The 26,209-nt window shown below is 70.4% G+C and carries 18 protein-coding genes and 1 pseudogene; 6 read left to right on the forward strand and 13 right to left on the reverse strand.

Features of this window, described 5'->3' with window-relative positions; translation table 11 throughout:
- Positions 1–21: 21 nt before the first annotated feature.
- Positions 22–1,449 carry a basic amino acid/polyamine antiporter gene (locus ACIQBL_RS43100; RefSeq protein ID WP_401953051.1) on the reverse strand — a complete coding sequence of 476 codons (1,428 nt, stop codon included), beginning with the start codon at positions 1,447–1,449 and terminating at the stop codon, positions 22–24.
- Positions 1,450–1,536: 87 nt separating this feature from the next.
- On the opposite strand from ACIQBL_RS43100, the gene ACIQBL_RS43105 reads away from it, so the two are divergent.
- Together ACIQBL_RS43105 and ACIQBL_RS43110 are read left to right on the forward strand one after the other, a co-directional pair.
- On the forward strand, positions 1,537–2,637 hold the full coding sequence (locus ACIQBL_RS43105; RefSeq protein ID WP_401953054.1) for a chemotaxis protein: 1,101 nt from the start codon (positions 1,537–1,539) through the stop codon (positions 2,635–2,637).
- 81 nt (positions 2,638–2,718) lie between these two features.
- A complete protein-coding gene (locus tag ACIQBL_RS43110) occupies positions 2,719–3,744 on the forward strand; it encodes a Gfo/Idh/MocA family protein (protein WP_401953057.1) in 1,026 nt (341 codons plus the stop codon).
- 21 nt (positions 3,745–3,765) lie between these two features.
- On the opposite strand, the gene ACIQBL_RS43115 is transcribed toward ACIQBL_RS43110, so the two are convergent.
- A complete protein-coding gene (locus tag ACIQBL_RS43115; protein ID WP_401953060.1) occupies positions 3,766–5,790 on the reverse strand; it encodes a phosphocholine-specific phospholipase C in 2,025 nt (674 codons plus the stop codon).
- 152 nt (positions 5,791–5,942) lie between these two features.
- Positions 5,943–6,356 carry an SsgA family sporulation/cell division regulator gene (locus ACIQBL_RS43120; RefSeq protein WP_401953063.1) on the reverse strand — a complete coding sequence of 138 codons (414 nt, stop codon included), beginning with the start codon at positions 6,354–6,356 and terminating at the stop codon, positions 5,943–5,945.
- Positions 6,357–6,819: 463 nt separating this feature from the next.
- Between ACIQBL_RS43120 and ACIQBL_RS43125 the strand changes: the two are divergent.
- Positions 6,820–7,200 (forward strand): annotated as a pseudogene (locus ACIQBL_RS43125) (carbonyl reductase); the annotation flags it as partial.
- Between the two features lie 146 nt (positions 7,201–7,346).
- Here ACIQBL_RS43125 and ACIQBL_RS43130 read toward each other — a convergent pair.
- The gene (locus ACIQBL_RS43130) at positions 7,347–9,623 is read right to left on the reverse strand and encodes a M4 family metallopeptidase (protein ID WP_401953066.1); all 2,277 of its coding nucleotides are present in this window, start codon (positions 9,621–9,623) and stop codon (positions 7,347–7,349) included.
- Positions 9,624–10,161: 538 nt separating this feature from the next.
- Here ACIQBL_RS43130 and ACIQBL_RS43135 point away from each other — a divergent pair.
- Positions 10,162–11,589, forward strand: a complete 1,428-nt coding sequence (locus tag ACIQBL_RS43135) for a PP2C family protein-serine/threonine phosphatase (RefSeq protein ID WP_401953069.1) — start codon at positions 10,162–10,164, stop codon at positions 11,587–11,589.
- 45 nt (positions 11,590–11,634) lie between these two features.
- Here the strand turns inward: ACIQBL_RS43135 and ACIQBL_RS43140 are convergent, their stop codons facing one another.
- Entirely contained in the window at positions 11,635–13,143 is a 1,509-nt protein-coding gene (locus ACIQBL_RS43140; protein ID WP_401953072.1) for a hypothetical protein, read from the reverse strand.
- Between the two features lie 243 nt (positions 13,144–13,386).
- Between ACIQBL_RS43140 and ACIQBL_RS43145 the strand changes: the two genes are divergently transcribed.
- Both ACIQBL_RS43145 and ACIQBL_RS43150 read left to right on the forward strand, forming a co-directional pair.
- Entirely contained in the window at positions 13,387–14,529 is a 1,143-nt protein-coding gene (locus ACIQBL_RS43145) for an aminoglycoside phosphotransferase family protein (protein WP_401953075.1), read from the forward strand.
- A 278-nt stretch (positions 14,530–14,807) separates the two neighbouring features.
- The gene (locus tag ACIQBL_RS43150; protein WP_401953077.1) at positions 14,808–16,778 is read left to right on the forward strand and encodes an N-acetylmuramoyl-L-alanine amidase; all 1,971 of its coding nucleotides are present in this window, start codon (positions 14,808–14,810) and stop codon (positions 16,776–16,778) included.
- Between the two features lie 9 nt (positions 16,779–16,787).
- Here the strand turns inward: ACIQBL_RS43150 and ACIQBL_RS43155 are convergent, their stop codons facing one another.
- The 8 genes from ACIQBL_RS43155 to ACIQBL_RS43190 all read right to left on the reverse strand — a co-directional run bounded on the left by ACIQBL_RS43155 (position 16,788) and on the right by ACIQBL_RS43190 (position 26,092).
- On the reverse strand, positions 16,788–17,285 hold the full coding sequence (locus tag ACIQBL_RS43155; protein WP_401953080.1) for a hypothetical protein: 498 nt from the start codon (positions 17,283–17,285) through the stop codon (positions 16,788–16,790).
- A 120-nt stretch (positions 17,286–17,405) separates the two neighbouring features.
- On the reverse strand, positions 17,406–20,303 hold the full coding sequence (locus tag ACIQBL_RS43160; protein ID WP_401953083.1) for an ATP-binding protein: 2,898 nt from the start codon (positions 20,301–20,303) through the stop codon (positions 17,406–17,408).
- A gap of 299 nt (positions 20,304–20,602) precedes the next feature.
- Entirely contained in the window at positions 20,603–21,508 is a 906-nt protein-coding gene (locus ACIQBL_RS43165) for a universal stress protein (RefSeq protein WP_401953085.1), read from the reverse strand.
- 146 nt (positions 21,509–21,654) lie between these two features.
- A complete protein-coding gene (locus tag ACIQBL_RS43170; protein ID WP_043666045.1) occupies positions 21,655–21,897 on the reverse strand; it encodes a DUF397 domain-containing protein in 243 nt (80 codons plus the stop codon).
- A gap of 82 nt (positions 21,898–21,979) precedes the next feature.
- Positions 21,980–23,146, reverse strand: coding sequence for a thiolase domain-containing protein (locus ACIQBL_RS43175; RefSeq protein ID WP_019057880.1), 1,167 nt, complete (start codon positions 23,144–23,146; stop codon positions 21,980–21,982).
- Positions 23,143–24,207 carry a thiolase domain-containing protein gene (locus ACIQBL_RS43180; RefSeq protein WP_401953090.1) on the reverse strand — a complete coding sequence of 355 codons (1,065 nt, stop codon included), beginning with the start codon at positions 24,205–24,207 and terminating at the stop codon, positions 23,143–23,145. Before ACIQBL_RS43180 ends, ACIQBL_RS43175 begins: the two co-directional genes overlap by 4 nt.
- Entirely contained in the window at positions 24,207–25,151 is a 945-nt protein-coding gene (locus ACIQBL_RS43185; protein WP_401953093.1) for a Zn-ribbon domain-containing OB-fold protein, read from the reverse strand. The genes ACIQBL_RS43180 and ACIQBL_RS43185 overlap by 1 nt, the downstream gene beginning before the upstream one ends.
- A 140-nt stretch (positions 25,152–25,291) precedes the next feature.
- Positions 25,292–26,092 (reverse strand): crotonase/enoyl-CoA hydratase family protein, encoded by an 801-nt coding sequence (locus ACIQBL_RS43190; protein ID WP_401953095.1) that lies wholly within the window; start codon positions 26,090–26,092, stop codon positions 25,292–25,294.
- Positions 26,093–26,209: the final 117 nt, after the last annotated feature.

Genomic DNA, 26,209 nt, shown 5'->3' on the forward strand with positions numbered 1-26,209 from the left:
GGGGCGAGATCGGAGACGAGGTCAGAGGCTGATCCAGCCCAGCGTCAGGGCGACGATCCCGATGACGGCACCGGCGATCGAGACGGCGAGGATCACCACCTCCCGGGCCGAGAAGAGCGAACGTCCCTGCTCCCTGCGGGCCTTGACGAACAGGAAGGTGGCGGGCGCGTAGATGATGAGCGAGACGAGGAGGTACTTGAGTCCGGCCGCGTAGATGAGGAACGCGGTGTAGACCGTGGCGAGCACGGCGACCGCCAACTCGCCCCGCCCGGACTGGGTTTCAGCGAGCGCGATCCGTACGGCGAAGCCCGCCGCGAGCAGGAACGGGATCAGTGTCAGTGAACTGGTCAGGTCCAGCGCGAAGTTGAAGGCGTCGTCGGAGAAGTAGGTGACGACCAGGACGACTTGGCTGAGCAGGGTGGTCATCACCAGCGCGGGCACGGGTACGTCGGCCGCCGTGGACTTCTTCAGGAAGCGCGGCATGTCGTCGTCCTTGGCCGCCACGAACAGCACTTCGGCGGCCATCAACGTCCAGGCGAGATAGGCGCCGAGCACGGAGACGATCAGCCCGACGCTGACGAAGACCTTCCCCCAGGTGCCCACGGCGTGTTCCAGCACGCCCGCCATGGAGGGCTGCCGCAGTTCGGCGATCTCACCCATCGGCATCAGGCCGTAGGACACGATCGTGACCGACGCGAAGACGGCGAAGACGCTGAGGAAGCCGAGGACGGTCGCGCGGCCGACGTCTTCGCGGCGCTGGGCGTGCCGGGAGTAGACGCTGGCGCCCTCGACGCCGAGGAACACGAAGACCGTGGCCAGCATGGTGCCTTTGACCTGTTGGAACAGGGAGCCCGCGTAGTCCGCGCCGGCGAAGTTCTCCGCGAAGACGTGCGGCTTGAGATAGAAGAGCGCGAGGACGACGAAGACGAGGATCGGCACGACCTTGGCGACGGTGACGATCCGGTTGATGGCCGCCGCCTCCTTCACCCCGCGGCTGATCAGCAGGAAGAAGAGCCACAGTCCGGCCGAGGAGAGGACCACGGCGAGGACGGTGTCGCCCTCGCCGAGCGAGGGGGCGATGGTGCCGATCGTCGACATGATCAGCACCCAGTACGTCACGTTGCCGACGCAGGCACTGGCCCAGTAGCCGAACGCGGAGAAGAAACCGAGGTACTCGCCGAACCCGGCCTTCGCGTAGGCGTAGACACCGGCGTCGAGATCGGGTCTGCGGACGGCGAGGGTCTGGAAGACGAAGGCGAGCATCAGCATGCCGGTGCCGGCGACGGCCCAGGCGATCAGGGCACCGGCCACGCCCGTCTCCTGCGCGAACCGGCGCGGGAGGGAGAAGACACCGGCCCCGACCATGGAGCCGACGACCATGGTGGTCAGCGTCGGCAGGGTCAGCTTGGCGGTGGTCGTCCGTGTGTCGGTGGTGGCGGCTTGCGTCACCCGAGGGACGTTAGCAACCAATTGCCCCTATTGCCTGGCGGGCTTCCCCCATATGCCGCATCCGTCATTCGGCCCTATCGTGCTGTTATGGAGCACGCACTGAGTCCCGCCACCCTGACCGAACTGCGGCGCCCGCGCCCCTACCCCGCGGTCTCCGTGCTCACCCCGACGCATCGTCGCGAGCCCGACAACGCCCAGGATCCGGTCCGGCTGCGCAATGTGCTGGCCGAGGCCAAGAAACAGATGGAGGCCGATCCCGCGATCCCCCGGGAGCGGCGCATCGATGTCTGCCGTCAGCTCGACCAGGCCCTCGCCGAGGTCGACCTGGCGCACGCCGAGGAGGGTCTGGTGATCTTCGCCGCGCCGGGTGAGCACCAGGTGTGGTCCCTCGCCAGGTCCGTGCCCGAACGTGTGGTGCTCTCCGACACGTTCCTCACCCGCAATCTCGTCTCCGCGCAGGCCTCCGAGCGGCCGTTCTGGGTGCTGTCGGTCTCCGCGGACCGCGTCACGCTGTGGAACGGCGGTGTCGACCGGGTCGTCGAGGACCACACCGGCGGCTTCCCGCTGACCCGCGACCACCGGGACAACTTCGACGCCGAGCGCCAGGAGCGGATCGGCGACATGCCGAGCACCTTCCGCGACGAGGACACCCGCCACTTCCTGCGCGAGGCCGACACCGCGATGAGCAGGATCCTGCGCGAGCACAAGCGTCCCCTCTACCTCACCGGCGAGCAGGCCGCCCTGTCCGCCCTCGACGAGGTCGGCAGCGCCACCAAGGGCGCGGCGCACATCGCGCACGGCGGCCTCGCACACGGCACGCCCGACGCCGTGTGGCAGGCCGTACAGCCGCTGGTCGCCGCCGAGGCGCGCAAGAGCACCGTCACCGTGACCCGGGAACTCGAATCGGCGCGCGGGCGCAAGGAGTTCGCGGCCGGCGTCGACGAGGTCTGGCAGAACGCCCGCGAGGGCCGGGTGCGGCTGCTGGCCGTCGAGGAGAACTACCGCGTCACGGTCCGCGACGACCACGGCGACCATCTGGTCCCGGCCGACAGTAGCGACCTGGACTCCCGCGAGGACATCGTGGACGAGATCGTCGAACAGTGCCTGGAGACGGGAGCCGACGTCCGCTTCGTCCCCGACGGCACCCTGACCGACGCGGACGGCATCGCGGGCGTGCTGCGCTACTGAGCCCGCCCCTCCGCCCCCGAGGCCGCCCCTCCCCTCCGGCGTACGCTACGGCGTGATCGTCGACGGAGAGGGAGCGCACACGTGGGTGACCTGCTGGGCGTGGCAGTGCTGGGTGCGGGACACATGGGAGCCGACCACATACGCCGCCTCGACCAGGTGGTGAGCGGCGCAAGGGTCGCCGCGGTGGCCGACCCCGACACCGATCGTGCCAAGGAGGCGGTGGCAGGTCGGGACGCGGTCGCGGTGCACGAGGACGCCCTGGCCGCGCTCGACGCCCCCGGAGTCGAAGCGGTGCTCATCGCCTCACCCGGTCCCGCGCACGAGGAGGCGCTGCTCGCGGCCTTCGCACGCGGACTGCCGGTGCTGTGCGAGAAGCCCATGGTGCCCGACTCCACCGGAGCGCTCCGGGTGGTGGAGGCGGAGACACGGCTCGGGCGACGCCTGGCGCAGATCGGGTTCATGCGGCGCTACGACGCGGAGTACCAGCGCCTCAAGTCCCTGCTGGACAGCGGGCAGTTGGGGCGCCCGCTGATGCTGCACTGCACCCACCGCAATGTCTCGTCGCCGCCGTACTTCACCTCGGCGATGCTCATCGACAGCTCGGTCTCGCACGAGATCGACGCGGCCCGCTGGCTGCTCGGACAGGAACTCACCGCGGTGACCGTGCTCAGCCCGCGCTCGTCGGCGAACGCCCCGGAGGGCCTGCTCGACCCGCAGCTCGTCCTCTTCGAGACCGACGGCGGCGCCCTCGTGGACGTCGAGGTCTTCGTCAACTGCGGCTTCGGCTACCAGGTGCGCTGCGAGGCCGTGTGCGAGGCGGGCAGCGCCCGGATCGGCGAGGACCACACGATGCTCGTCACCACACGGGGCAGCGCACACGAGGACGTACCGCTGGACTACCTCGTACGCTTCGCGGACGCCTACGACCGCGAGGTGCGGTCCTGGGCCGACGCCACCCGGCAGGGTCTGGTCACCGGCCCGAGCGTCTGGGACGGCTACGCGTCCTCCGTGGTCGCCGAGGCCGGGGTCCGGGCGCAGGCGAGCGGCGGCCGGGTGACCGTCGACCTCGCCCCGCGCCCGGACCTGTACACCGACGTCAGCCACTGACACCGGAGTGGTACGCCGACGTCAGCCGCTGACGCTCGCCGCGCCCGACTCCAGGTGCCCGGTGAACCGGCGCGACCAGGTCGCGTCGGAGTCGACGGTGACCGTGAAGTCGTACCAACCGCTCTGATACGCCACGGCGTTGAAGAAGTCCTCCGCCGACGCACCCGCGGCGACCGTGTAGGTCCACGGTCCGTCGCTGCGATAGTGGTTGGAGGTGATGGTGAACGTCAGCGACGCGGCAGACGAGTTGGCCATCGTGAAGTAGATCGCCAGCTTGCCGGTGCTCGGCTCGACCGCGTAACGCGTGCTCACCTCAACGGACTTGCCCGCCTTCGTGGCATCGCCCTGGAAGCGGCGCAGGAAGCGGTTGGGGCCGACCATGCTGAGGTCGTACTTGCCGCTGCCGTAACCCGTACCGATGTTGAAGAAGTCGGAGGCGGTGCCGCCCGGGTCGACCGTGTACTGCCAGGGCGTGGTGTCGCGGTAGGCGTTGGGGTGGATGGAGAGATGGGCGGCGCTCTTGGCGGCGCCGCCCTGGTTGGACATCGCGAACCAGGCGAGGATCTTGCCGCTCGACCCGAACTCCAGGTGGTCCAGGTATCCGTTGGGCTGGTACGGCAGCGCGCGGGCGGGCCGGGTGCCGGTCTCCTGCGCGGGCAGGGCGTTGTTCGTCGGCACCGGGTTGGGCAGCGGGCCGCAGGTGGAGAGGCCGATGACGCTGGTCGCGGGGAGCGCGACGGAGCCGTGGACGGGGTTGGCGAAGTCGAAGACGCCGGTCAGGTCGCCGCTGACCTTGCGGCGCCAGGCGCTGATGTTGGGGCAGGCGGCGGGTGTGCCGAGGGACGTGGTCCAGGTCTCCAGGAAGCGCAGGACCGAGGTGTGTTCGAAGACCTCGGAGGAGACCCAACCTCCGCGTGTCCAGGGCGAGATGACGATCATCGGGACACGGAAGCCGAAGCCGTAGGGGACGCCGTTGAGGAACTCGCCGTCGGTGCCGGCGGGCGGGGCGGGCGGCGGGACGTGGTCGAAGTAGCCGTCGTTCTCGTCGTAGTTGAGGAACAGGACGGTCGAGTCGAAGACGTCCGGGTCGGCGGCGAGGGCCTGGTAGACGAGGCCGATGAAGTGGGCGCCGTCGCCCGGCGGGGCGTAGGGGTGCTCGGAGAAGGCCTGGTTGGGGACGACCCAGGAGACCTGCGGGAGGGTGCCCGCGAGGACGTCGGCCTTGATGGCGGCGGCGATGTCGTCGGGGGTCGAGCCGGTGGCGGCGGGGACGGAGGACATGCCTCGGTCGTAAAGGGGGCTGCCCGCCTTGGAGTTGGTGAAGTTCTTGAAGTAGGCGCAGGCGTTGTCGCCGTAGTTGTCCTGCGCGTTCTGGTAGACCTTCCAGGTCACTCCGGCGCTCTGCAGGGCTTCGGCGTAGGTCTGCCAGGTCAGGCCGGACTCGTCACCGCCGTCGTAGCTGGAGGAGTCGACCTTGCCGCTCCACAGGTAGGTGCGGTTGGGGCCGGTCGCGCTGAGGGTGGAGCAGAAGTAGGCGTCGCAGATGGTGTAGTTGTCGGCGAGCGCGTAGTGGAAGGGGATGTCGGCGCGGTCGAGGTAGCCGAGTGAGCGGACATTGCCCACGCCCGAGACCCAGTTGTCGAGGCGGCCCTTGTTCCACGCGGAGTGCTGCGACGACCAGGAGTGCGGCAGGTCGCCGTTGCACTGTGCCAGGGTCTCGCCGTCCTTGCCGCCCGCGGCCGGGGTGGCGCTCAGTTTCCACGGGTACTGACGGCCGCCGCCGTTGGGCTGGTTGAAGACCGGGTAGCCGCCGCTCAGCGTGATGCCGCTGCGGTCGTCGAAGCCGCGGACGCCCTTGAGTCGCCCGAAGTAGTGGTCGAAGCTGCGGTTCTCCTGCATGAGGATCACCACGTGTTTCACGTCCGAGATCGTGCCCGTCGCCGCCTGTTGGGCGGCGATCGCGGGCCGTGCGCCGGCGCCCGTCGCCATGCCCGCCGCAACGGTCGCACCGAGCCCCACGAAACTTCTTCGGCTGATCGGTGTCATTCGCCCCGTCCTCGTCCCAGGCGTGCCCGAGCGGCACACCGGGCGCAAGGGTGCACGGGGTGATCGCCAAGGTCCATACCGGGAGGGTGAGATGGAGGTGAACAGAGGTCAAAGTCGCCCTCCGAAGGCCGAGTTGTCCTCAGCCCAGCCGTTCAGACGTTCCCGAACAGGGCGCTCAGTCCCCGCTCGACGGCCGCGTCCATGTCCTCCTGCCCGGTGGCCACCACGTCGTACGTCCGCAGCAGGAAGCGGCGCAGCTCGGGGGTGGGGAAGTGGAGCAGGGCGAGGCCGAACGGCGAGTGGAACTCCAGCACCGTACGGGCGCGTCCGCACGGCCACAGGTGCACGTCTCCGCCACCGGCCGGCCTGCGCAGCCCCTCCTCCAGCAGCGACCGGGCGAAGGTCCAGGTGACGCCGTCGCCGTCGAGCGACACCTCGGGTGGGAAGTCGAGGTGCACGGCCAGTGGGTCCGAGGCGAGGTAGCGCAGCGTGGCCGACACGGGAAGCTCCGTGTCGTCCGCCGTGATCAGCCGGGCTCGGGTGGGCTGTTCGAGGGTGATGTCCATGATCGGTCTCCACTGCGGGCATGAGGTCGGCCGGATTGCCGTGATGCCTGTACGACTTCGCAGGTGCCGTTCGCATTACGCGGAACCCCGAATGAATCGATGTGACCTGCGTCACTTTTCCGTCGAGGTGTGGTGCTGGTGGTGAATTCGTTTGCGGTGGGACGAGTGGGGCCGGTGAGGTGGGCCCATGGACGGGGTCACGGAGTCGCCGCGACGAGCTGGGTGGCACAGGCCGGCGGTGATCGCGGCCCTGATGCCGGCCGCCTTCACCTTCGACACCGCGGAGAACCTGCCGGTCGGCCTCCTCGAACTCATCGCCGAGAGCCTCCGGGTGTCCGTGCCCGCGCTCGGACTGCTGGTCACCGGTTACGGCGTGACGGTGGCCGTCGTGTCCGTACCACTCGCCCACGTCGTGCGGGGTGGGCCCCGGCGACATGTGCTCACCGCACTGCTGGCCGCGCTGGTCGAGTCCTGGCGGAGCGCCGTCCACCGCGGGACCACGGCCGAGGCGGGCTGGCCGCTCTGGCTGAACGTGCCCTCGAAGGTGGCTCAGGTCGCCGCCGTCCGCGCGGTCGCCGCCGAACGCCGCGAGCACGACCTCGCGACCGGCACCCTCGTCGCCTCCGTCTGCCCAGGCATGGTCGACACCGCAACGTCCCGGCCCTGGTTCAGCGACTTCAGTCAGGCCCAGTCCCCCGCACAGGCGGCGCGGAGCGTGCTCGACCTCATCTTCGCCGACCACGTCGACCCCACCCATTACGGCGAGTTGGTCCGCTTCGGCAAGTCCCTGGACTGGTACGGCGGCACACCGCCGGTCGAGCAGGACCGGCTGGTCACACCGTGACCGCGGCCTCACGCCGTGCAACTCGCCGAACACGCCGGTTGGTTCCGACCGCACCCCGTGAACGGCGGCGCGGCCGGAACCAACTCGGACTGTCAGTCGCACACTTGAAGCGCTGACCCTTTAACTACCGTGTCGGACGGGCAGGTTCACGGAGTGAGCTGCCACTGTTCGATGTAGCCGACGTCGATCGCCGCGTGGTCCTGCACCCGCAACTTCCAGGTACCGGTGACGGGTTGGGCGGAGGCGTCGACGGTGAAGGTCTGGTCGACGTTGTCGGCGGAGCCGCCGGAGCGGTTCAGCAGGGAGTAGACCGTTCCGTTCGGGCCCACGAGGTCGACGGTCAGGTCACCCCGGTAGGTGTGGACGATCTTGACGTACACCTGGGTGGTGGCCGACGCGTTGCCGTCGCGGCCGGTGACCGTGATCGGGGACTCCACGGCGCCGGCGTTGTCGGGGATGTCGACGCGGGTGGTGCTGGCGTAGATGTTGGCCACCCGCCAGGTGAAGGCGGTGGTCGCGCTCGCGCCCGTGTCGTCGGTGACGGTCACCGTGACGTCACTGCTCCCGAGGGTGGTCGGGACGCCGGAGATCAGACCGGTGCTGCTGATGGTCAGTCCGTCCGGGAGTCCCGTGGCCGAATAGGTCAGGCCCGCACCGGAGTTGGTGGTGTACGCGTCCGTCTGCAGGGACACGGACTGTCCGACTCCGCTGATCTGACCGGCGATCGGGGCCACGTTGACACCGAGCGCGATCCGGCTGCCGACGTTGATCGCCGCCCAGGCGTCGGCCACCGCGAGGTAGGTCGGGCTGTAGGCGCCGAAGAGGTCCGCGGCGGCCTGAAGGGTCGCGGTGCGGGCACCGGCGTAGTTGGTGGACGAGGTCATGTACGTGGTGAGTGCCCGGTACCAGATCTTCTGGGCGTTGTCGATGCCGATGCCGGTGACGGGCACGCCGTCGTAGGTCGGGCTGTCGTAGGCGACGCCGTTGACGGTCTTCGCGCCGCTGCCCTCGGACAGCAGGTAGAAGAGGTGGTTCGCCGGGCCCGAGGAGTAGTGGACGTCGACGCTGCCGAGCGTCGAGCTCCAGTAGTCGCGGGACGCGCCGTCCTTGGAGGGCTTGTCCATGTAACGCAGCGGTGTGCCATTGCCGTTGATGTCGATCTTCTCGCCGACCAGGTAGTCGGGGACGTCGGCGGGCAGGTTCTCGTGGAACTCCACCGCGGCGGCGAAGATGTCCGAGGTGGCCTCGTTGAGGCCGCCCGACTCACCGGAGTAGGTGAGGCCGGCGGTCGCGGCGGTCACACCGTGGCTCATCTCGTGCGCGGCCACGTCAAGGGCCGTCAGCGGGTGCGTGTTGCCCGAGCCGTCGCCGTAGGTCATGCAGAAGCACGTGTCGGACCAGAAGGCGTTGACGTAGTTGTTGCCGTAGTGGGCCCGGCTGTAGGCGGCCACCCCGTCGTTGCGTATGCCGTTGCGGCCGAACACGTCCTTGTAGTAGTCCCAGGTGGCCGCGGCGCCGAACGCGACGTCCACGCCCGCGGTCTGCCGGTTGGCCGCGGTCCCGTCGCCCCAGACATCGTTGTCATCCGTGAACAGGGTGCCCGTGCCCGAGGTGCCCTGGTTCAGGTCGTAGGTCTTGTGTCCGGCGCGGTCGCCGTCGACGAGCTGGTACGTCGAGGTCGCCGGGTCCAGCGTGGTGCTGAGCGGGACCGTTCCGTTGAACTGGCCGGTGCCGGTGCCGGTTTCGATGCCCTGGTACTGGAAGACGGCCTTGCCCGAGTCGGCGTCGGTGATCACGTGGAGTTCGCTGGGGGTTCCGTCGTCCTGGAAGCCGCCGACAACCGCTTCCCAGGCGAGGACGGGCCTGGCGCCTGCGGCCCAGACGACGAGCCGCGGGGCGCCGTCGAGCTTCGCCTGTTCGCCACCCGCCTTCGCCGCCGCCGCGAGCGCCTTGGTCCTCACGGTCGCCGACGCCAGGTTCGGCGTCGTGTCCGGCAGGGTCAGGGCGGCCTTCGCGGCCTTCGTCACCGTGAGGCGACCGCTCTTGGCGTGGACGACCAGGTCGCCGCCCAGGACGGGCAGCCCGGAGTACGTCCGCTCGTAGCGGGTGTGGGTGGTGCCGTCGGCGTCCTGCGTGACGTCCTTGACGACGAGTTTCTCCTTGGCCCCGAGGCCGAGGGTCTTCGCCGTGCTCCTGACCGCCGCGCCCGCGCTCCTGAGGAGGGCGGCATGCTTCGCCGGCGACAGGGCGGCCGGGGCCGCCGAGGCCCGGGGGGTGGCCAGGATCTTCGCCGAGGTGTGGCCGCCGGGGGCGGCGGAGGCGGCGCCGGTCTGCATACCGGCGGCCAGCAGGGTGCCCACGGCGGTGAGCACCAGGGCTGCGGTGTATCTGGGGTGGTGCGGATAACGGTCATGCCGGGTCAAGGCGTTCTCCTTATGTGGGGTGATCGGACTCGGTGGAGTCCTGGAGAGCGGGTCGGGCCGGGGTACGGCCGTCCGGCGGCGCGCGGGTGTGAGGAGGAAGGGTGAGGGAGGAGTGAACGCTCGGTGAGCGTGGTGCACAGCAGAGTGGCATCACCCTCACAGAATTGTCATGGCTGCAACAAAGCATCGGCTCAAAATGACCGCTGCGTACTGCGGATCACCCACTTGGGCGACACTTTTCGGCCTCGCGCCGGGCGTCGGCGCCACGCGGGAACATCAGCCCGTCGAACAGATAGTTGAATATCGACTCGGGAGGGTAACTAATCCCTCAACTCGCGTACGGCGTATACGACTTGCTCCACCAGGGCAGCTACGCCACGAGCACGGCACAAGTCGCCCGTGAAGACGCTGGCATATGCCAGAAGCACCACCGGATCGTGTGTTGCCAAATCCCTTACAGGGCGTCGCAGGCTGTGCGACAGTCGTAACCGGTCCCTCCATCCGCCTTGGTCGTACCGTCCCCGCATCGGAGTGCGTCATGCCGTCCCATCTCTCTGCGGACCGCCCAGCCGCCCAGCCGCCCGCGCGCGGCTCGGTCGACGCGCTGATATCGCAGGCACGACGGCTCATGGGCGACGTGGACGCCGTACGACGGGACGCGCAGCAGGACGGGTCGGACCCGCAGGAGCGGTGGCAGCGGGCGCTGTGCGATCTGGCGCTGCATCAACTCAACGATCTCGACGAGCACTTGGCCCAGCTGCGGGACGGCCCGCCGCCCGTGCCGGCGACCGCCGAGGAGCCGCTCGCACCGACTGCCGTACCGGACGCGTCCCGACCCGACTCGCTGCTCAGCCGGGTCGGCAGCGCCGAGTGGAATCTGCTGACGGACGAGGCGAGTTGGTCCGGCGAGCTGTACCAGATCCTCGGCCGTGATCCGGCCGCTCCCCCGCTCACCCTCGACGAACTGCCGTCCCTGGTCCTCGACGAGGACCGGCCGGGGCTGACGGCGATGGTCACGGACTGCCTGGTCGACGCCAAGCCCATCGACGGCGAGTTCCGCGTCGTACGGCCCGACGGCGCCGTACGGACCGTGCACATGATGGGCGAGCCCGTGCTCGACGCCGACGGTGGCACCGCCTCGATGTGGGCCGTGCTGCGGGACGTCAGCGAACTGCGCCGCAGCCAGCGGACGGTGAGCGAGACCCGTGACTCGCTGCAGCGTCACCGGCACCACGCGCAGACCGAGCGCCGGCTCGCGGTCGAGCTGCAGGAGGCCGTGCTGCCGCCGTGGCGCGGCTCCCTGCGGCTCCCGCACCAGGGGCCGGAGACACTGGACCTGGCCGCCCGCTATCTGCCCTCGTCGACGAGCGCGCTGATCGGCGGCGACTGGTACGACGCGCTCCAACTGTCCGACGGCGCCACCCTGTTGAGCGTCGGCGACCTCACCGGACACGGGGTCGCCGTCACCTCGGGCATGGCGATGCTGCTCGGCGCGCTGCGCGGCATGGCGATGGCGGGCACCGAGCCCGGCCAACTGATGTCCTGGCTCAACCAGTTACTCGACGCCACCGTGCAACCGGCCCTGGGCAGCGCGGTGTGCTGCCGCTACCGGCCCGAGACCCGCACCCTGGCGTGGGCGCAGGCAGGACACCCCGCCCCGCTGCTGTTCCGCGACGGGACGGGGCGCGTGCTGAGCGCACCGGACGGCGTCCTACTCGGCGCCACCTCGGGAGCGGCCTACGGACAGGCCGAGGAGACCCTCGAGGCGGGCGACGTACTCCTGCTGCACACGGACGGACTGGTCCCCGGGCGCAGCGGAGAGGCCGCCGTGCACCAACTCCTGGACCTGGCCCCGCGGTTCGGCGAGGCACGCACCGCACAGGACTGCGTACGGATGGTCGTGGAGGAGTTCGGCGACACCGAGCGCGCGGACGACGCGTGCGTGCTCATCGCCAGGACCACCTGACGAGTCGCCAGGACCATCCGGCGAGGAAGCGGCGGCGCAACCCCCTTACGCCTGTGCGGTGTTGCCGCCGCTGGCCCTCGGGCTCCTCGGCTGTGTCCTCGGCAGCGCGAGTTTGATCTCCTCCCGCAGTTCGTGGATCCTCGGATAGCTGGAGTACTGGGCGGTGAGCCGGTACATCTCGCGCAGCCGGTCCCAGGTGCGGTGGGAGGAGTTCGATCCCATCGACACCAGGGCCAACCGCGCGTACCTGTCCGCCTGTTCGGGGTCGTCGGCGATGAAGCAGGCCGAGGCCATCGACAGGAAGTCGAAGATCTTCGAGCGCTGCCGTCCGTCGACCCGCAGTGCCAGGGCCTTCTCCGCGAAGTGCTGGGCGTGCACGGCCGCTCCCGGCTCGTGCTCGGCCAGCGTGCGGTAGGCCAGGGCCTGCATGCCGTAGAGGTCCTCCTCCTTGAACGTCTGCATCCAGCTCGGGGACGGTACGTCGCCGCGGTCGGAGACGAAGAGGTCCTCCGCCTGGCCGAGGGTGCGGCGCATCGCCTGGCCCTTGCCCATCGACGCCTGTGCCCAGGCCTCGATGGTGTAGAGCATCGCCCGGGTGCGCGGCAGCACCTCGTCGCCGGAGCCGGTCTTGGCGAGCTTCATGAGATCGAGTGCGTCGTCGGGCCGGCCCAGGTGCACCATCTGGCGAGCCGCCCGGGAGAGCGCCTCCCCGGCGCGGGGCCGGTCGCCGCCCTCACGGGCCGCGTGGGCGGCGATGACGAAGTACTTCTGGGCCGTGGGCTCCAGGCCGACGTCGTGCGACATCCAGCCCGCGAGTACGGCGAGGTTGGCGGCGACGCCCCACAGGCGCCGCTGGAGATGGTCGGGGTGCCGGTAGGCGAGCATGCCGCCCACCTCGTTGAGCTGTCCCACCACGGCCTTGCGTTGCAGCCCGCCGCCGCGGGCCGCGTCCCAGGCTCGGAACACCTCGACGGACGCCTCCAGTTCCTCGATCTCCTGCGACCCGATGGGGGCGGCCTCGTAGCGGTCGAACCCAGCGGGGTCGGCGTGCAGGGGATCGTCGAACCGGGGAGCGTCGGCGGAAAGAGTCGGATCGGAGTGCAGCCAGTCGTACATGGCGCTGCTGAGTGCGGAGCCTGCGGCGAGCGCGGCGCCCGCGCCCACCAAGCCGCGTCGGTTGAGCATGAGGTCCATTCCCGTGAATTCGGTGAGGACCGCAGCAGTCCGTTCGGGCGCCCACGGCACACCGTCGGGATGTTCCACACTCCCGTCGTCGGGCCGTTTCCCCGTACGCCCGTGCCGGACCAGACCGAGGTCCTCGATGGTCACGACACGGCCGAGACGCTCGGTGAACAGAGCCGCCAGCACCCGTGGCACCGGATCGCGCGGGATCTCTCCCGTGTCGATCCAACGCCGTACCCGCGAGGTGTCGGTCGACAGCTGGGGGTGGCCCATGGCCGCCGCCTGCCGGTTGACCCTCCGCGCGAGTTCGCCCTTGGACCAGCCGGCCAGGCCGAACAGGTCCGAGAGACGGGAGTTGGGTTGTCCGTTCACGTCAAGCCCCCAGGTTCTCGGCTGACTTGAACATAGCCCGGTGCGCTGTGCCGGGCGACTATTCGCCATGGTTCGCCAGGGTGCGCCAGATGGTGTGCCACTGCGCATCTGGTGTCGGGTAGGAACGCGCCACCCCGACCCGGTCGCCCAGGGACACTCCCCAGGGTGCACCGGTGGGACCGGGCCGGGTAGCGCGCTTGCTTGGACAGGCACTGCAGGCACACGAAGGGATCTGTATCTCCCATGTACACAGCATCGTCCTCCGTGTCCGCCCCGCCCCGGTCGCTGCACCCCCGCCCGGGCGCCGGCGGCCCCTATCTCGACCCGGCGCGCCCGGCGGCCGGCCCCGTGCTCGGTGCGGGCAGGCCGCGGCGCGTTCCGGGGATCGGCACCCAACCCGTCAGCGGGAGACTCGACTTGTCCGGCCCTCAGGGCGCCCAGCTGCGTACGGCGATCGCGTCGGTGCACCGGATCTGCCCGGAGTTCGCTCCGGTGCAGGTGCTACGCCGCAACGGGCGCTCCGTGCTCCTGGTCGGAACGACCGGACGCAGCACGGCCGTAGCGAAGTGTTTACTGGACCACTCCCCCGCGTGGGCCGAGCGGATCCGGCACGAGATAGCGGCGTACCGCTCGTTCGTCCGGCACCGCCCGCCGGTGCGGGTGCCGCGGCTGATCGCGGCGGACCCGGACAACTGCACGCTGGTCATCGAGCGGATGCCGGGCCGGGTGGCGGCGCTGCACCGGCACCCGGCGGAGGCGCCGCCGCGGGCGGACATCAGGGCGGCACTCGGCGCGATCTGCCGGCTGAACGCGTGGCGGCCACCGGCGGGCACCTTCGACGCCCCGCTGGACTACGCGGCCCGTATCTCCCGCTATCACGAGCTGGGGCTGCTCACCGACCGGGACATGGGAGACCTGCAGAAGCTGCTGCACGGCATCGCGCACTCGGCGGGCCGTCAGGGCATGGGCCAGTTCTGCCACGGCGACGCCCTGCTGTCCAACATCCTCCTCTCACCGGCCGGTCCAGTGCTGGTGGACTGGGAGCACGCGGGCTGGTACCTGCCGGGCTACGACCTGGCGACGCTGTGGGCGGTCCTCGGGGACGCGCCGGTGGCCCGGCGGCAGATCAGCCAGATCGCGCAGTCGGCGGGACCGGCGTCGCGTGACGCGTTCCTGGTGAACCTGATGCTGGTGCTGACCCGGGAGATCCGTACCTACGAGATGGCCGTGCAGCGTTCGATGCACGACACGACCCCGGCGGCTCCGGGGGCTGCCCACCCGGGTGCTGCGCCGTCCGGCGAGGAACAACGGCTGCTGCTGAGGCGGCTGCACGACGACTGCCAGATGGCCCGCCGGGCCGTGCGTGCGGCGGTCGGCACTCGCTGACGGGGATGACGGTCCGCGGTGCGCCCTGCAGCGGCGCACCGCGGACCTTCATGTGTCTCGGCCATATATGGCGCCCCCCTATATGGCTCGTCCATTGGTGTACTCCACTGACGCCCCGCAGGCCCGAAAGCCGCCGCCACGAAACTCCTCGTATCCCCTGTTGACATGGGAAATCGCCTTTCTCTGGGCATGATTGACGGATCGTCGGCCAGCCGGTACCACTGACGCACGCCCGGCCCCGCACGGTTCATCACGCCCCACCGTCCCAGGAGGCTGCATTGCGAGGATCCTCGACCGACCCCAACCGCTCTCCCGGACACAGACGCGCGCGAAGATCCGCGGGCGCGCTCGCCACCGCCGCCCTGCTGCTGCCTCTCCTCGGCGCGGCCCCCTCGGGGAACGCCACCGACTCCTCCGCCTCCACCCTCCAGCGGGCGTTCGCGTCGGCGTCCGCCGAGTACCACGTGCCGCAGACCGTGCTGCTGGCCGTCTCCTACCTCCAGTCCCGCTGGGACCAGCACGGCGGAGCGCCGAGCGTGACCGGCGGCTACGGCCCGATGCACCTCACGGACGCCCGTACCGCCCTCGCCGCGACGGAGCACCTGAGCGAGGGCACCGAGGACCCCCGCGGCGACAGCGCCCGCACGGCCCTGCATCCCAGCGCGCAGCTCCCGGCGGAGTCCCAACTCCCGGCCCGGCTCAGGACGTTGACGAAGGCGGTCGAGCTGACCGGCCTTCCGGCGGCCGACCTCCGTACCGACGGCGCCGCCAATGTGGACGGCGGCGCCGCGCTGCTCGCCGCCGCGCAGAAGGACCTGGGCGAGCCACTGAGCGCCGACCCCGCCGACTGGTACGGCGCGATCGCCCGCTTCTCCGGCGCCGACGACACGGCCACCGCCGCCGCGTATGCCAACGATGTCTACGACGTGATCCGCACCGGCGAGGAGCGCACCACGGACGCCGGGCAGCAGGTCGCCCTGGCCGCCCAGCCGGACCTCGCCCCCGACACCGCGCAGCTGGAGCGGACCGGACTGCGCACGGTCTCCGCCGACGGCACCGAGTGCCCGAAGAAGGTGTCCTGCGAGTGGATCCCGGCCCCGTACTCGGAGTTCGGGAACAACGACTACGGCAACCACGACCTCGGCGACCGGCCCACGTCGCAGAGCATCAAGTACATCGTCGTCCATGACACGGAAGGCCAGTGGGAGGGTGTCCTGAACCTGGTCCAGGACCCCACCTATGTGTCCTGGAACTACACGATCCGCTCCACCGACGGTCTCATCGCCCAGCATGTGAAGGCCAAGGACGTGGCCTGGCACGCGGGCAACTGGTACATCAACGCCAAGTCGATCGGCATCGAGCACGAGGGCTTCCTCGCCGCGCCGGACGCCTGGTACACGGAGGCGATGTACCGCTCGTCGGCGCGCCTGGTGAAGTACCTGACGAAGAAGTACGGCATCCCGCTGGACCGGCAGCACATCCTCGGCCACGACACCGTGCCGGGCCCGACCACGTCCACGGTCCCCGGGATGCACACCGACCCGGGCCCGTACTGGGACTGGGCGCACTACTTCACCCTGCTGGGCCACCCCTTCCAGCAGACCGCCAAGAAGAGCGGCGGCCTGGTGACGATCCGCCCCGACTACGCCGCCAACCAGCCGGTGTACACGGGCTGCGTCACCAAGGGCGTGCCCTGCGCGGTGCACGGGTCGAGCGAGGTCCGGCTGTACTCCGGGCCCGGCGAGACCTACCCCCTGATCAAGGACATCGGCCTCGGGACGACCCCGACCACCGGGGTCAACGACCTCTCCTCACGGGTCTCCACCGGCCAGCAGTACGCGGTGGCCGACCGCTCCGGCGACTGGACCGCGATCTGGTACCTGGGCCAGGAGGCCTGGTTCAAGAACCCGAAGAAGCACCCGACGGCGGTCGGGGCGGCCGGGTGGGTGATCACGCCGAAGGAGGGTCTGGACAGCGTCCCGGTGTACGGCCGCGCCTATCCGGAGGCCTCCGCCTATCCGACGGGAGTGCCCGTCCAGGCGGTGTCCCCGCTGCCGTACACGCTGCTCAAGGGCCAGAAGTACGTGGTCGGTGACAAGGTGCCCGGCGAGTACTACTACGCGGTCACCTTCACCACCGACTCGCACAAGGTCGTCGTAGGAAAGGATCTCTACTACGAGATCCAGTACGGGCACCGGGTGGAGTTCGTGCGGGCCGCGGACGTCCAGCTGAAACGGTCCGGCCGGTAGGCAGCCGCCTCAGCCCTGCTGGAACAGTTCCGCCGGGAGCGGTTTCAGCAGGGCGTAGAGGTCGTCCGTGATGGGGCGGTCCCAGGCGGCGATGGTGACCAGGACGTTGTCGCTGCGGTCGAACTGGACGCAGGAGATCCGGCTCTCGGAGAGCTTGAGGCGGCGCACGATCAGCAGGTTGTCGCCCTGCATCACCGGCATGTCCTCGACGCCCACGACGGTCACCTCCTCGTCGTTCTCCAGCGCGAGCAGCAGCTGCGCGACCTCGAAGGGGACCTCGTCCTCGGCGACGTCGCGGGCCGGGGAGCCCTCGGGCAGATTGCCGATGACCATCGCGGGGCCGCGACCGCCGAAGAGGTCGTAGCGCAGGAAGACACCCTGGCAGCTGCCGTCGGGGGCGGGCAGCAGGCCGGCGCCGAGGTTGCCGGGCCAGTCACCCGGATCCATGGCCAGCACATCGAATTCGGGGCCGGCGGGGGTGGCGCTGCGGCGGCGGAGGAACGACATGCAGCAATGGTACGGGGTGCCGTCCGGCGGTGGGGCCGTGGCCAGGTTCGGGTGCGTGGTCGGGTGCGGGTTCGTGGGGGCTGGGCGCGCAGTTCCCCGCGCCCCTTGGGTGGGTGCGTCCTACGTCGGCTGAATCAGTACCGTTTCCAATCCTGAGCGTTCCGTACCCACCTTCCTGCACACTGCCGAAAGCAAGCGCACCACCGCCGGTTCGTCCGTGTGGAGTTCTACGGCGATCTCGGCGTCCGTGTGGCCATCCGCGGCCAGGGTCGCCGCGGTGCGTTCCCGGGTCGTGAGCGTGTCTGTTTCGGTGCTGTGGAGGCGGCGGGGGCGTAGGCCTGCGGCGGCGAGTTCGGTGCGGGCCGTGTCGGCGAGGCCGTCGGCGCCGCACTGGACGGCCGCGTCGAGGCCGCGGTAGAGGTGTTCGGCGGCTTCCTTGGGGCGGCCGGTGCGGCGGAGTTCGGTGCCGAGGGCGACCAGCGCACACGCCAACTCGTAGGCGGCCGGGGAGCGTTCGAGGTGGGCGACCGACTCCTCCAGGAGTTTTGCGCGGGCCGAGCCGGAGGAGACCTCGGCGGCGACGCGCAGGGCCTGGCCGATGGCGGACGGGGTGCCGAACTGGCGGGCGCGGGCGACCGCTTCGTGGGCGGTGGCGACGGCGCGCTCGGGGGTGTCGTGGCTCTCGGCGCGGGCGAGGTGGAGCTGCCAGGGGCACCAGGCGGGGTTGCGGATGCCGCGCGGGTCCAGGCGGCGGCCGGCGGAGGCCAGTTCCTCGGTCGCGTCCTTGGTGAGGCCGCGCGCGAGCAGGAGTTCGCCGTAGACGGTCTGGGCGTCCGGGAAGACGACGGCGGCGGGGAAGGGCTCCGCGAAGGCGTGGTCCTCGGCGAGTTGCGCTGCCTCGGCCACCCGGCCGCGAGCCAGCAGGACCTCGATGAGGATGCCGGTGCCGTACCAGTAGACGGGGGTGCCGGGCCCGACCCGTTCGGCGAGGCGCAGGCCCGCGCGGGCGAAGTCCTCGGCCTCGGCCAGCCGGCCGCGCCGGTAGCGGAGGTAGCCGAGGAGGGTGTAGCCGAAGGACAGGTGCGCGCCGCGCCAGCCCTGCTGTTCGAAGTCGGCGATGCCGGTGGCGAAGAGTTCCTCCGCGCGGCCCGGCCGGTCGCAGTACATGAAGGCGAGGGCGACGAGTACCGGTACCTCGAAGCCCCGGTCGGCCTCCGCCCAGCCGAGGCCACCGTCCAGAGCGCGTTCGGCATGGTGCAGGGCCACATGTGCGGGTTCACCACGGAGTACGGCGTCCCAGGTGCGCAGGCCGATGATGTAGCGCTCGGTGAGGTCGCGGCCCTTGAGGCGGTCGGCGAGTTTGGTGAGGCGGCGGGAGCGCGAGGGGTGGTCGGGTTCGTCGGCGCGGAAGGCGTCCCACATGAACTGCTCGGAGAGCATGCGGAGTTTGACCCGGGCGTCGTCGGTGACGCGGATCTCTCGGGCGAGGGTGTCGGAGGCCTCGGCGAGGCGGTCGCTGTGGGCGAGGACCTGGGAGAGGCGGTAGACGATGTTCTGCCGCAGGGCGGCGTCGCTGATCGGCTCTTCGAGGGCGGCGCGCAGATGGTTGACGGTGGTCGCCGGTTCGGTGAGCAGGGAGGCGCTGCCCAGTTCGTACAGGACGGCGGCCCGGTCGTCGAAGGGCGGGGGTTCGCGCAGGGCGCGGGCGAGATAGCTGCGGGCCGTGTCGGGGGCGCCCGCGCGCAGGGTTTCGCCGGCCGCCGCGCGGAGTTGCTGGACGACCCAGTTGTCGCCGTCGGGGTGGGTCTCCATGAGGTGGCGGGCGGCGGCGGAGGGGCCCTGGCCCTCGTTGATGACGCACCAGGCGGCCTGGCCGTGCAGAGCCACGCGGACGCCTGCGGGGATGGCCCGGTAGACGGCGGTGGCGATGAGCGGGTGGACGAATTCGAGCGTGCCCGCGGCGGTCGGCGTGCCGGCGAGGATACGGGCGTCGCGCAGCGCGTCGGCGGCGTCGGCGGCCTCCTCGTGGCCGAGTCCGGCGACGGCGGCGGCGAGCATCGGATGGGTCTCGGTGCCGAGGACCGCGCAGGCCCAGGCGAAGCGGACGGTGGAGGTGCCGAGGCGTTCGAGGCGGGTGAGGAGACCGCTGCCCTTGACGGCGGCGGCGAGGTCGCGCAGCAGGTACGCCCCGGCTTCGGTGGGGTTCAGGCCGCGGTCGTGGACCTTGGCGGTGAGTTCGACGGTCTCGAACGGGTTCCCGGCCGTGACGGCCCAGCACTCGCGGCAGAACGCGTCGTCGGCGTGCGCGCCGAGCGTCTCCCGCACCAGGTCGGCGACGGCGACGGCGCTGAGCGGTTCGAGGTCGAGGGGGCGTCCGCCGGCCCGGCCGGGCAGTCCCCTGAACGACTCGGCGTGGTCGGGGAGTTCGTCGGGCCGGTAGGCGACGACGACCAGCAGCGGGAGTTGCTCGGCGCGGGGCGCGAACGCGGCCAGCCAGCCCAGGGATTCGGGGTCGGCCCAGTGCGCGTCGTCGAGGACGAGGACCATCGGGGCACGCTTCACCGCGAGGTGGGTGAGCACCCAGTCGAGGCCGTCGCGCAGGCCCTGTTGGTCGGGCGGGGAGCCTTCGGTGGGGGCGCGCAGGCCGAGGGCGGGGCCGACGATGTCGTACCAACTCCCCAGTGCGGCACGGAGATCCGCGTCGGCCGATCCGGCGAACTGGGGTTGCAGCAGTTGGCGCGCGACATGGAAGGCGACGCGCTGTTCCTGGTCGCCGCCCCGCGCGGACAGCACGGTGCAGCCCTGTGCGGCGGCGCGGCGGCGCACCTCGCTGAGGAGGGTGGTCTTGCCGATGCCGGCCCGTCCCGCGAAGGCGAGCAGGGCACCGCGCGGGCGGTCCCCCGGCTCGGCTCCGTCCGTGCGCAAGCCCGTGAGCTCGCCCAACGCCTCGTCCACTGCGGCGAGTTCACTCTCCCGTTCGAAGAGTGTGCTTCTGCCGCGTACGCTCCGCTGTCCCATCCCATACCCCCTGCCACGGTGGTGCGCCCGCGCGGGGAGCGAACGCGTACCGTGAGCTACAGGGACCTCAGCGTACGCTTCCCGAGGGTCCCGCGACCCGAGAGTCGGCGAAGGCGTACTGGCCGGTTTTCCGCTGCCGCCGGTGATCGCGGGCGATACGGGTTCCTCCTGAGAGGCAACTGGTCGGCAGTGGGCGGTACTTCGCGTGACCGGTCGTACACCTGAGGGCGAACGACGGTGGCACTACGGCTGTTTGCTCACCGGACGTGGTCGAAGCCGCCGGGGTGAGGCCGACTTTCTCACTCCTCCCACGCCCTCGGCGGCACCACCGCGATCGGGCTCGCCGCGTGCAGCAGGACCGCCTGAGTCACCGAGCCGAGCAACCGCGCCGGGGACAGCAGACGGCGGCGATGGCGGCCCACGACGACCAGGTCGGCGTCCTTGGAGGCGGCGACGAGGTGGCCGGCCGCGTCGCCCGGCGCGACGTACGGCTCGGTGCGGACGTCGGGGTGGTTCTTGCTGTGCGGGGCGAGGAGGGAGTCGGTGAGGATGCGGGTCTCGTTCTCGATGGCGTCCTGGTCGACGACCGGTGGGGCCAGTTCGCCGGGGGACGCCCAGGTCTGCGCTGGCCACGGGTAGGCGGCGACGACCTGGAGGCGGGCCTGGCGAAGGGCGGCCTCGGCGAAGGCGAAGGCCAGGGTGGTCTCGTCGGGACTGTCCACGTGCAGGCCGACGACCACCCGGGGGCCGGGTCCGGCCGGAACGTCGCCGTGCACCTCTCGTCCGGGCCGGGGCACCACGACGACGGGGCAGCGGGCGTCGCGGGCGGCGGCCATGCCGTTGGAGCCGAGCAGCAGGCTGGCGAAGCCGCCCCGGCCGCGGGAACCGAGCACCAACAGCTGTGCTGTGGAACCGAGTTCGGGCAGCACGGCGGCCGGCGCGCCCCGCAGTCCGAGGTACTCCATGACCGGCCGGTCGGCACGTCCTTCGAGATACGTGCGGACCTGGTCGAGCACCGCGTCCTGCTCTTGGTCCGGCGGCCCGGCGACCTGGACACCGGGCGGTGTCCACGCGGCGGCGTACTGCCACACATGGACGACCCGCAGTGGCGCCCCGCGTCCACGGGCCGCGTCGAGGGCCCAGTCCAGGGCGCGCAGGCTGTCGTCCGAACCGTCGACCGCCGCGATGACCGGCAGGGTGCTCATGGGTTCCTCACCTCCGGAACAGCAAGACCTTTCCCCTCTGGGGCCAGCCTGGCTCAGGCGTCGGCTCCAGAAGGGTTCTCAAGGTCGCGTGTCCGGAAAAACCGGCGGAACACCCCGAAGAGACGGAAAAAGAGGGGGAACACCCCTCACGTCAGATCGAACTCCCCCTCCCGCGCCCCCGACACGAACGCGCCCCATTCCGCGGGCGTGAAGATCAAGGAAGGGCTCTGTGGGCGGCCGCTGTTGCGCATCGCGATGAATCCCTCGACAAAGGCGATCTGGACATCCCCCAGGCCACGGCTGCTCGAGTGCCAATCGGCGTCACTGAGGTCCAGCTCCGGCTTGTCCCAGCCCGCAAGCGGGTGTTGCTGGATGGTGCTCTCGGCCACGTCCGTGCTCCTCCCGATTCGTCGTCCGCGGCCAGCCTAGCGATCGGCTTCTGATGCCAACAGGCCACGTGAGGGGGACCTTTCAGGAGGCGGGTGGTTCGCTGCCCACGAGCCACATCGAGAAGAACTGGGATCCGCCGCCGTAGGCGTGCCCGAGAACCCGTCGAGCGCCTTCCACCTGGTGTTCTCCGGCCTGGCCGCGCACCTGGAGGGCGGCCTCCGCGAAGCGGATCATGCCCGAGGCGCCGATCGGATTGGTCGACAGCACACCCCCTGACATGTTCACGGGAAGGTCGCCGTCCAGCTCGGTCACCCCCGATTCGGTGAGTTTCCAGCCCTCTCCCTCCTCGGCGAACCCAAGGTTCTCCAGCCACATGGGCTCGTACCACGAGAACGGCACATACATCTCCACGGCGTCGATGTCCCGGCGCGGATCGGCGATCCCCGCCTGCCGGTACACATCGGCCGCGCAGTCCTTGCCGGCCTGCGGCGACACACAGTCCTTTCCGGCGAACAGTGTGGGTTCGCTCCGCATGGCGCCCCCATGCATCCAGGCCGCCGGACGTGGTGCCCTGGCCGCGCCCGCCCGGTCGGTGAGGACCATCGCGCAGGCACCGTCCGAGGACGGGCAGGTCTCGGAGTAGCGGATCGGGTCCCACAGCATCGGCGAGGCCTGGACCTTCTCCAGCGTGATGTCGTGCTCGTGGAGATGCGCGTACGGGTTCTTCAGCGCGTTGCGCCGGTCCTTGTACGCCACGAGGGAACCGACCGTGTCGGGCGCGCCGGTGCGCCGCATGTAGGCCCGCACATGGGGGGCGAAGAACCCGCCCGCACCCGCGAGGAGGGGCTGCTGGAAGGGGATCGGCAGGGACAGCCCCCACATGGCGTTCGACTCGGACTGCTTCTCGAAGGCCAGCGTGAGGACAGTGCCGTGCACGCGGGCGGCGACGAGGTTCGCGGCGACCAGGGCCGTGGACCCGCCCACCGAACCGGCGGTGTGCACCCGCAGCATGGGCTTCCCCACGGCGCCCAGCGCGTCGGCGAGGTACAGCTCGGGCATCATGACGCCCTCGAAGAAGTCGGGCGCTTTCCCGATGACGACGGCGTCGATGTCGGCCCACGTCAACTCGGCGTCGTCCAGCGCACGTTGGGCCGCCTCGCGGACGAGCCCGGCGATCGACACGTCCCGGCGCGCGGCGACATGCTTGGTCTGGCCGATGCCTACGACGGCCACGGGCTCCTTGCTCATCGCGGATCCCCTTCGAGTACGGCGACCAGGTTCTGTTGCAGACAGGGACCGGAGGTGGCGTGGGCGAGGGCCCGGTCGGACTCGCCCCGGTGGATGCGCGCGGCGGCCTCGCCGATGCGGATCAGCCCGGCGGCCATGACCGGGTTCGCGGCGAGGGCTCCTCCGGACGGGTTGACGCGTACGTCGTCGCCGAGGCGCAGTGCCTTGCGCAGGACGACCTCCTGCGCGGTGAACGGCGCGTGCAACTCGGCCGTGTCGACGGGCCGTTCGAAGGCACCGGCCTTCTCGGCGGCGAGCCGGGTGGACGGCGAGTCGGTCAACTCGCGTACGCCCAGGCCGTGTGCCTCGATGCGGTGGTCGATCCCTCGGATCCAGGCGGGCCGTTCGCACAGTTCACGCGCCCGGTCTCCGGCCGCGAGGATGACGGCGGCGGCGCCGTCACCGATGGGCGGGCAGTCACCCGTGCGCAGCGGCCGTACGACGTAGTCCCCTTGCGGAACTGAACCCCGCACCTGCGCATGGGAGTTGGCGCTCGCGTCGGTACGGCTGCGGGCCGCCACTGCCGCGAGTGCGGGTTCGTCGGTGTCGCCGGCGTCGATGAGGGCTTGCGCCTGGAGGGCGGCGAGGGCGACGGAGTCCGGCCACAGGGGGGCGACGTAGTACGGGTCGAGCTGTCGGGTCAGGACGTCGCGTACGGAGCCGGGGGACGACTTGCCGTACGAGTAGACGAGCGCGGTGTCGGCGTCGCCGGTGAGGAGTTTGGTCCAGGCCTCGTAGAGCGCCCAGGCGCCGTCCATCTCGACGTGCGACTCGGAGATCGGCGGCCAGGCGCCGACGCCGTCGAGGGCGAGGGTGAAGGAGAAGGCGCGGCCGGCGAGGTAGTCGCTGGAGCCGGAGCAGGTGAAGTCGATGTCGGCGGTCTTCAGACCGGTCTGTTCGAGTACGCCGTGCAGGACCGGCATCAGCATCTCCACCTCGGAGAGCTCCTCGGTGGTGCGCCGGTGGTCGGTCTGCGCGAAGGCGACGACGGCGATCTCACGCATCGCGGCGGCTCCATGCATCACAGCAACTCCTTGTAGGCGTCGTAGTCCGCGTCGGGCTCGCCGGTCGGCCGGTAGTGGTCCGGATAGCGACCGCCCTCGGTCCACACGGCCTCGACGCGCAGCCCCATGCGCACCTGGTCGTAGGGGATGCCGCCGATGCGTCCGTGCAGCGCGAGGTCGGCGCCGTCGAGGGCGATGTGCGCGTAGACGTACGGCACTTCGATGTCGAGGTTCTTCGCCTTGATGTTGACGATGCAGAACGTGGTGACTGTGCCGCGCGGACCCACTTCGACATGTTCTGCTGTGGCGACACCACATGTGGGGCACGCACCCCTCGGCGGGACGTACACCTTGCGGCAGGAGGGGCAGCGTTCGCCGACCGTGCGCTGTTCGGACAGCGCGTGGATGTAGTCGGTCTGGGCGCGGCCGGGCGAGTAGACGTAGTCGAGGCGCGCGGGGGCCACGATGCCGGTGACCATGTTCTCGAACTCACCGGTGTGGTCGGCGGGTTGGCGGTTCTCGTCGCCCTCGTACGGCTCGAAGCAGGCGATGTCCGTGATCGCGCCGACGCGTTCCTCGGCCCAGCGGACACGGACCCGCATCCCGGTCTGTACGGCGTCGGGGCCGGGCGCGTCGAGGGCGTGCAGGAGGGCGGTGTCAGCACCGTCGAGCCGGACCAGTACCCAGGCGAAGGGCGTACCGAGGGGCTGACCGCGACGGGGTTCATGGTTCCAGGCCCAGGTGGTCACCGTGCCGGTGGGTGCGACCTCGACGAGATCACGGATCTCCTCGGCGGTGACGGGGTCGTACTCGACGGGAGGAACGAGGGTCCGCCTGTCACCGGTCTTCACCCCGAGGACGACGCGTTCACGCAGCCCGGTGAGAAAGGCGCTCTGGACGGGCCCGAGGGAGCGGGTGAAGGGAAATTCGAGGACGAGAGGGGCTTTGAGTACTTCGGTCACGGCATTCTCCTAACTCAACGGTTGGGGCCGGGCGTCCCCACCCAGGGGCGCGGGGCTGTGTCATATATGCGGCTCCGCCACGTGGGTGCGACCAGCCACAACGAACCCGCGGACACAAACGGACCGACCCCTCGTAGCACCTACGCCCGCTTGTAGACAGCTGGCCGCTTCTCCGCAAAGGCACGAGCCCCTTCCTTCGCATCGGCAGTGTCGAAAATCGGCCAGCCCCTCTTGAGCTCAGCGGCGAGCCCCTCCGCCTCGGTCATCTCGGCGCTCTCATACACCGACGCCTTGACCGCCTCGACTGCCAACGGCCCACAGCTATTGACGAGTTCAGCGATCTCCAGCGCCTTGGCAAGGGCCGCGCCATCGGGAACCACATGTCCGATCAAACCGACGTCCGCCGCCTCCCGCGCGCTGTACGCCCGCCCGGTCAACAGCATCTCCAGCGCATGCGTACGCGGAATCTGCCGCTGCAGACGCACAGTTGACCCACCGATCGGAAAGAGCCCGCGTTTTACCTCGAACAACCCGAACGTCGCCGACTCCCCTGCGACCCGGATGTCGGTGCCCTGGAGGATCTCCGTACCGCCGGCCACGCAGTACCCCTCGACGGCGGCGATCACCGGTTTCCGGGGCCGATGGTGCCGCAGCATCGCCTTCCAGTGCAGGTCGGGGTCGGCGGTAAGCCGCTCGCGGTACTGCTGGCCCTCCATGCCTTTGCCGGCCAGGGCCTTGAGGTCCATGCCCGCGCAGAACGCACCCCCCGCGCCGGTCAGCACGATCGAGCGGACCGTGTCGTCCGCGTCGGCCTCGACCCAGCCGTCGTACAGACCGACCAGCATCGGCAGCGAGAGCGCGTTCTTGGCCTCGGGCCTGTTGAGCGTGAGCACCAGTGTGGCGCCCTCACGCCGTACGGTGAGGTGTTCCGTACCGCTCATTGCCGTCCTCCCGTCGCCGTACCGCCTCCGGAACGAGAACAGGTTGCAGGAGGCACCCTGTCAGTACAAGGGGTTTCTGACACTCAGTCAGATTTCTTCTGCGCGGACCCTTCCCAG

Origin of the sequence: Streptomyces sp. NPDC088350, from assembly GCF_044753545.1 — a bacterium.
Taxonomy (GTDB): Bacteria; Actinomycetota; Actinomycetes; order Streptomycetales; family Streptomycetaceae; genus Streptomyces.